This window comes from Clostridium puniceum (genome assembly GCF_002006345.1).
GTDB classification, from domain to species: domain Bacteria; phylum Bacillota; class Clostridia; order Clostridiales; family Clostridiaceae; genus Clostridium; species Clostridium puniceum.
Map to the genome: position 1 here is coordinate 1 of NZ_LZZM01000038.1, position 7,490 is coordinate 7,490.

Consider the following 7,490-nt stretch of genomic DNA (forward strand, 5'->3'; position numbering starts at 1 on the left):
ATTTAGGCTATAATAATATATATTATAACTTTATAATTATACAAAGACTTATAGGATAGAACAATACAAATTTTCATTAATTTTAGTAATGGAGTGTTGTTTTATCCTATATTTAAATTTTGATAATATAGAATGTTATAAAATTAGTATATACAATAAAACTTAAGAAGGAATGACTTATACATGAATAAGATTAATTATCAAAAAGAATTAGATGCTTTAATAGAAAATTTAGTTAAAGAGAAAAAAACACCAACATTATTACTACATAGTTGTTGTGCGCCTTGCAGTAGTTATGTGCTAGAATATTTATCAAAGTATTTTAAAATAAGTATTTTGTTTTATAATCCTAACATATATCCTTTAGAAGAATATTCAAGAAGAGTAGCGGAACAAAAAGGGCTTATTTCAGCACTTAAAGTTAGAAATAAAATAAATTTTCTTGAAGGCAGATATGATACTGAAAGTTTTTATAATACAGCAAAAGGTCTAGAAGATCAAAAAGAAGGCGGGGCAAGATGTTTTAAGTGTTATGAATTGAGACTTAAAGAAGCAGCTATTATAGCTAAAAAACAAGGGTATGACTACTTTACAACAACTTTATCTATAAGCCCTCACAAAAATGCGCAAAAACTAAATGAAATTGGACATGAACTTTCTAAGCAATATGATGTAGAATATTTATATTCTGATTTTAAAAAGAAAGAAGGCTATAAACGTTCAATAGAATTGTCTAATCAATATGGCTTATATAGACAAGATTATTGTGGATGTATATTTTCTAAGAGAGAAAGAATTAATTTTAATAATTTATAAATTTTATTTTAAAATATAGCATGTATAGTATAAAAAATGGTATATTTAAGTTATGAATATTCTAATTTAGAAAGGATTGGATCAATATGTCTGATAAAATCATAGATTTTAATGAATTAAAAAACAAAGCAAAGGATAAAGACATAGATAAGTTCGAAGATTACATATATTCTATGTATTATAAGCTTGCTGAAGGAAAAATGAACATGGCAGATTTTTCTAAAAATATAATGTCTTATATGCAGGAAAATAATATTTCACAGGATAAATTAATTAATATACAAAAAAAGTTTTTAGAGAGGTATGGCTTTGATTCAGCTTCTATAGACGAGCAATTTAAAATTCCTGGCTTTGATATAAATAACTCAGGAATGAATTATGAAGCTATGAAAAAAACTATCAGCTTTCAAGAAAAATATAAGAGTAGAATATCTTCTAAAGGAATGTCAGAGTATTTCATAAAAAATGATAAGAATGACATTAAAGTATTGCTAGAAAAAGAAGATGTAATAATAATAAGTGAAAAAAATATAGATTTAAACGATAACGAATTAAGCGAGTTTTTATGTTCATACAAAAAAGTTGTTGAAGATAAGAAATTAAAAATAACATTATGCGAAAATACAAAAAGTTATGAATATTAATAAGTAAGTTTATGTATATAGCAAAATAAATGGTACTCTGATGTAGTGTTTACAAAAGAGTACCATTTATTTTAGTGCAAGAAATTATTTTTTATAATTTTTATATTTAATCTTGTACTATAATGGTGAATTAAATATTATAAACTTTAATAATCCTTTAGAAATAGCAACTATATCATCATTTGAAATACTTGATAAATCATGGGCTGTACTATTCAAAGTAATTAAATCAACATTAGCTTTTACACTAGTTAATTTATCATATAACTTTTTTGAACTTTCATAAGGAACCATAGAATCTAAGTTACTATGAATTATTAAAGTATTTGGATTGTTAGAATTAACATAATCAATAGGATTAAATTTTTGTACCATATCCTCTTTATTTTTAATTGATAAAAAAATCTTTGATAAATCATAATTTAAATCATTAGTATTTAAAAGACTTAAATCAGTTGGTCCAGCAAAATCAATTAAGTATTTGACTTTAGATGGATATCTACTTAACTCAGCATCATCTTTAAAGTCAGCTTCATTACTATAGCTTGCCATAAGAGAAAGATAAGCCCCTGAGGAAATACCAATAACTCCTATATAGTCTGTGTCAAAATTATAATCAGATTTATTTTTGTATACCCAGCGAATTGTATCTTTAATATCTGAAATCTGCTTATTAAAATTTTCTTTATTCCTCATAAGCTCATAAGAAGTGCTTATGATTGTGTAACCTTGTTCTCTAAAAGTATCAAGTATTGGACTTAGAGTATCTGGAATATTTTTATCACCATAAACAAAACTGCCGCCATGTACATATAAAAGTACTGGAGAAGTTTTGTATACTTGCTTTAATGGAGCATAAATATCAAGAGTTAAAGGCACTCCGTTGGTATTTTTATAAACAACATCTTTATAACTCATAGAGTTTGATGAAGTTTTAATATTAATTGCTTGGGTTGTCCATAGATGATTTTTTAAAGTAAGATACTTTTTTGCAATTTCATAAGATAAAATTATTCTTTTGTGAAATACTGAAACTAAAACAACAAATGTAATAATGAAAATTAATGAAAATATTTTGAAAAATTTTTTCATACGATAAGCGTATCTCCTTCCTTAAGAATTTATATTATAAATTATATCATAATAAATTATAAAAAATTTGCAAATTAAGAAAAGTGTAATTTTTTAGAAAATATTACTATTTCATTTGTGAAAATTAAAAATGAAGGTTTAAATAATATTTTCCATTAACTATTAATAATATATTAGTATAAGAAATATGAAAGAAAATAATAATGGAAAGGGGCCGTTCATGAATAATCCTTTTGATGTACTTATTTATTTAGATGAAAATTTAGTTAGAAATTTATCTTCACTTGTATTAACAGGATTTATAGAAACAATAACTAAAACTCAAGCGTTTGACAGAACTTTATCAGCCGGAATTCATGACGGTGAAAGATTGGATTGCTTTAATGAAAATCGAACAAGTAAAAATGAGAGGGAAGGTTTTAAAGATAATAATAAAGTTGAAGCTAATAATAATAATTTAAATCACCATGTGGAAAAAGACATAGATTTAAGACAATGTATAAGAGAAGAAGAACAAGTAAAAACTACGTATACGACTTTTGTATTAAATCAAAGATTACTGGATCATTTTAACACAAATCAGCAGCTGCAGCATAGAAATCAAACAGATATAGAAAATAATAATGTATCTACAGGTGAATTAATTGAACTTGAAGGAATAATAACCAGCAGAGGAGTTATACCTTATATTGATGCTTTAATAAATTTAATAACCATCTTTGGTTGTGAATATTTAGACAATTTAAATAAAGACTGTAAAGAGAAAATTAATTTTTCTATTTCTTTGAAAATGTTAACCTATATAAGGAGTATTTTGACTTGCAATAATACACAGGATTTAATAATGGAAACAGGAAATGGAACAGCAATTTTAACTGTAAATAAAGATAATTTTATGAATAATAGATGCAGTTTGTTTGATAATATTAATTGTCATTGTAAAGTTGTAGGAAAGGTTGTAAAAACCTGCACCAAGGGCTGTGATACAATAAGTTTACTTAGAAAAACTGGGCAGGAAGAGTTTTACGAAAAATTTTTTGAAAAATGTAAACCATTATTAGAATGTTTAAAGAAAAATGATATAATAATACCAGAATGTCCTAGTTTAAGAATAAATAAAAGTGCAATACAAATAATTCCTTTAGATATCTACATGTAAATATTTTCAGAAAAAATATTTTGTGTATTTTACAGAAAAACACTTGTGTATCTGCAGGATACATGATAATATATATAACAAGTGAAATATATATTGAATTTTGTTAATAAAAGTGGATATATTCATACTTAATACAATTTTGAGGTGAGATGAAATGAAGTTTAGAAGTACTAGGGGCTTAGAAAAAGACATAGCTTCTGCTCAAGCAATAATTAATGGAATTTCAAAAGACGGTGGGCTATACGTTCCAGATGGATTTCCTAAGGTTTATGATGAACTAAAGAAAGATACAAAAATCCAATATGAAGATTTAGCATTTAGGATTATCAATGAATATTTTACAGACATTGATGATGAAGAATTAATGGGAGCAATTAATTCTGCATATAATGACAGATTTAGCGTAGAGGTTAAAAACAACTTTTTAGAATTATATCATGGACCAACTTGTGCATTTAAAGATGCAGCATTATTATTTTTACCACAAGTTATGAAAAGAGCAAAAAAAATATGTGATGTTAAGGAAGATATAACAATACTTACTGCAACATCGGGGGATACAGGTAAAGCTGCTCTTGAAGGATTTAAAAATGTTGAAGGATTTAAAGTTGTAGTTTATTATCCTAAAAATGGAGTAAGTACAATTCAAGAAAGACAAATGTCGAGTCAAGAAGGAAATAATGTTAAGATTGTTGGAATAAAGGGGAATTTTGATGACGCTCAAACAGGAGTAAAAGAAATATTTGGAGATGATGATTTTAGAGCAGGGCTAGCTCAAAAGGGATATATCCTATCATCTGCAAATTCAATTAATATTGGAAGACTTGTACCTCAAATAGTATATTATTTTTATGGATATTTTAATTTAGTAAATCAAGGTATAATAAAGAAAGATGATGCTATAAATGTAGTGGTTCCAACAGGTAACTTTGGAAATATCTTGGCAGGTTATTATGCTAAACAAATGGGGCTGCCAATAGATAAATTTATTTGTGCATCTAATGAAAATAAAGTTTTAACAGACTTCTTTGAAACTGGAGTTTATGATAAGAAGAGAGAACTTGTTTTAACAGAATCACCATCAATGGATATATTAGTTTCATCAAATCTTGAAAGATTATTATTTGAAGCAAGTGGAAGAGATACAACAGTTGTTAGTGAACTTATGAAAGATTTAAACACTAAGGGTGCTTATGAAGTAAATGAAAAGATTAAGAGTTTCATAAAGGAATTCTATGGAAACTTTGCAGACGCTGAAGAAGTTTATGTAGCAATAAAAGAAGTTTATGAAAAAGAGAATTATTTAATGGATACACATACAGCTGTAGCATATGTTGTTAAAAAGAAATATGTAGAAGAAACTAAAGATGATAAACCGGCTTTAATACTTTCAACAGCAAGTCCATTTAAATTCCCAAGAAGCATTTGCAATGCTCTTAATATTGATGTAGAAGGAATAGATGATTTTAAAGTATTAGAAAAATTATCAACTAACACAAATAATACAATACCAAGTAGCTTAAGTACATTAGAAACAGCTAAGGTATTACATGATGAAGTTTGGGATAAGTCAGAGATGAAGGATGCTCTACTTTCTTACTTAAAGTAATAGGGGAATTTTAAGTATGATTAAAGTTAGAGTACCAGCTACATCAGCAAACATGGGACCAGGGTTTGATTCGCTTGGGATAGCATTAAAGCTATATAATGATTTTGAATTTAGAGAATTAGAAGATGGCTTGAAGTTTAAAGGGATGCCAGAAGAGTTTTGCAGTGAAAAAAATATAATTTATCAAGCAATGAAATATTGCTTTGATAAAGCGGGCTATAAAATAAAAGGATTAGAAATAGGTGAACTTAAACAAGATGTTCCGGTATCTAGAGGTCTAGGAAGTAGCTCTACATGTATAGTTGGGGGACTAGTAGGAGCTAACGAAATCTTGGGGAAGAAGTTTTCAAATGAAGAATTATTAGAGATGGCTGTAGAAATTGAAGGCCATCCTGATAATGTTGCACCAGCATTACTTGGTGGCATGGTGGTTGCAATAGTTGATGAAAATAAGACTTTCTATGATAAAGTGGACGTTAAAAAAGGAATTAAGTTCGTTTCTATAATTCCCAATTTCAGATTATCTACAAAAAAAGCAAGGAGTGTAATTCCACAAGAAATAAGCCTTAAAGATGGCGTTTATAACGTCTCAAGAGCAGCACTTATGGTAGCATGTTTTTCAAGTGGTAAATATGAATTAATTAAATACGCATGTAAAGATGCCTTTCACCAGAATTACAGGAGCACGTTAATCCCTGGTTTTGAAGAGGTGTATAATAAAAGCTATGAATTAGGTGCATTGGGGTGCTACCTAAGTGGAGCGGGTCCAACAATCATGGCTATTATTAACGACGAGGATGAGCGCTTTAGCAATAAGCTTAGAGAATATTTAAAAATAAAAGGATTGGAATGGGATATATTAGAGTTATCTATAGATGATGCGGGGGCAACCATTATAGAAGGTACAAAATAATGAGTGGAGATTATTTAGTTATAGATAAGCGAGTTTTGCCAGATGTTTATGAAAAAGTTCTTTTTGCTAAAAAATTATTAAAAGATGGTAAAGTAAAAGAAATAACAGAAGCTGTAAAAATAGCAGGCATAAGCAGAAGCGTATATTACAAATATAAAGACTTTGTATTTGATTTTTCTGAAACTTCAGAAGGAAGAAAAGTTACATATAATATCATATTAAAAAATGAAAAAGGAGTCTTATCTAATATTAGTAATTATATAGCAGAAAAAGGAGGCGATATTTTGACAATAAATCAAGGTATTCCTCTAAATGGATATGCAAACCTAAGTATAACAATAGATCTTTCTACTGTAAATGGTGATATAAAAACATTAACTGATGGTCTACTTAATCTTAAGAATGTGGAAAAGGTAGAGTTTATTGGAATGGAATAATAAACAAAACTTTGTAATATCTATATATTACAAAGTTTTGTTTATTTTTTAATAACGTAACACTAAAAACATACTAATATAAATCCTGCACTCGAACTTGTTTTACTTAGATATATAGCAAGAGAATATCCTTGCTTGAGAAGTAGTATTGTTTAAATATAATAAATAAAAGAACTCGAGTAACTAGTAATCAATTACGAGTTACTACTTAAAACTTCTATAAATATTTTTCAATTAGTTCCTTTAGTTTTTTTCCATGTTTGGATTCATCTTCTGCAGCAGCTTTTACAGCTTGAGCAGCGTCTTCAAAACCTAATGTAGCAATAACTTTAGATAATTCTTTTATCTGCTCTCCAGCAGAAATTTCAGAATTAGACATTGCACTTAAAGTTTCAAGTAAATTTAGATTTGTATGACCGTTTAAAGCTGCATACAATCCTCCATGACGAGCTTCATCGGCAGCAATTTTCTTTAATTCATTTGATAATTGAGATAAGCCTTTTTCTTCAGCTACTATTGCAAAAGCATGATAAGCCGCTGCCGCCATTGCTTCACCTTTCCACATTTCATCAATTTTTTGTTCTAAATCTGTACCCTTAGTTAATCCAATTAAACTCATAAATTTACCTCCAATAACACTTAATAAAATGATATATAATATAATTAAATAGAATGTAATTAAATAGAATAAAATTAATTTAACACATAGATATATTGTTGTCAATAGAATTCTGATATTATATTTGATATAATTGAATCAAAATAAAACTGGTTCATGATATTATATAGATAACTTTGTAAATATACAACATATTGGACT

At 27.4% G+C, this 7,490-nt stretch carries 8 protein-coding genes; 6 read left to right on the top strand and 2 right to left on the bottom strand.

Annotated elements, in window-relative coordinates; translation table 11 throughout:
- Positions 1–183 precede the first annotated feature (183 nt).
- A complete protein-coding gene (locus CLPUN_RS03285; protein ID WP_077845962.1) occupies positions 184–816 on the top strand; it encodes an epoxyqueuosine reductase QueH in 633 nt (210 codons plus the stop codon).
- Between the two features lie 86 nt (positions 817–902).
- The gene (locus CLPUN_RS03290) at positions 903–1,460 is read left to right on the top strand and encodes a DUF3867 domain-containing protein (protein WP_077845963.1); all 558 of its coding nucleotides are present in this window, start codon (positions 903–905) and stop codon (positions 1,458–1,460) included.
- A gap of 117 nt (positions 1,461–1,577) precedes the next feature.
- On the opposite strand, the gene CLPUN_RS03295 is transcribed toward CLPUN_RS03290, so the two are convergent.
- Positions 1,578–2,552 carry an alpha/beta hydrolase gene (locus CLPUN_RS03295; protein ID WP_077845964.1) on the bottom strand — a complete coding sequence of 325 codons (975 nt, stop codon included), beginning with the start codon at positions 2,550–2,552 and terminating at the stop codon, positions 1,578–1,580.
- A gap of 187 nt (positions 2,553–2,739) precedes the next feature.
- Here CLPUN_RS03295 and CLPUN_RS03300 point away from each other — a divergent pair, with 187 nt between their 5' ends.
- The 4 genes from CLPUN_RS03300 (at position 2,740) to CLPUN_RS03315 (ending at position 6,670) form a co-directional block, all read left to right on the top strand.
- Entirely contained in the window at positions 2,740–3,711 is a 972-nt protein-coding gene (locus CLPUN_RS03300; RefSeq protein WP_242954031.1) for a DUF6414 family protein, read from the top strand.
- Positions 3,712–3,865: 154 nt separating this feature from the next.
- The gene (gene thrC, locus CLPUN_RS03305) at positions 3,866–5,320 is read left to right on the top strand and encodes a threonine synthase (protein ID WP_077845966.1); all 1,455 of its coding nucleotides are present in this window, start codon (positions 3,866–3,868) and stop codon (positions 5,318–5,320) included.
- Positions 5,321–5,336: 16 nt separating this feature from the next.
- Complete coding sequence (gene thrB, locus CLPUN_RS03310) at positions 5,337–6,233, top strand: homoserine kinase (protein WP_077845967.1); 897 nt, start codon at positions 5,337–5,339, stop codon at positions 6,231–6,233.
- On the top strand, positions 6,233–6,670 hold the full coding sequence (locus CLPUN_RS03315) for an ACT domain-containing protein (RefSeq protein WP_077845968.1): 438 nt from the start codon (positions 6,233–6,235) through the stop codon (positions 6,668–6,670). The genes thrB and CLPUN_RS03315 overlap by 1 nt, the downstream gene beginning before the upstream one ends.
- Positions 6,671–6,887: 217 nt before the next feature.
- Here CLPUN_RS03315 and CLPUN_RS03320 read toward each other — a convergent pair whose 3' ends face one another.
- Entirely contained in the window at positions 6,888–7,289 is a 402-nt protein-coding gene (locus CLPUN_RS03320; RefSeq protein ID WP_077845969.1) for a ferritin family protein, read from the bottom strand.
- Between the last annotated feature and the right edge of the window lie 201 nt (positions 7,290–7,490).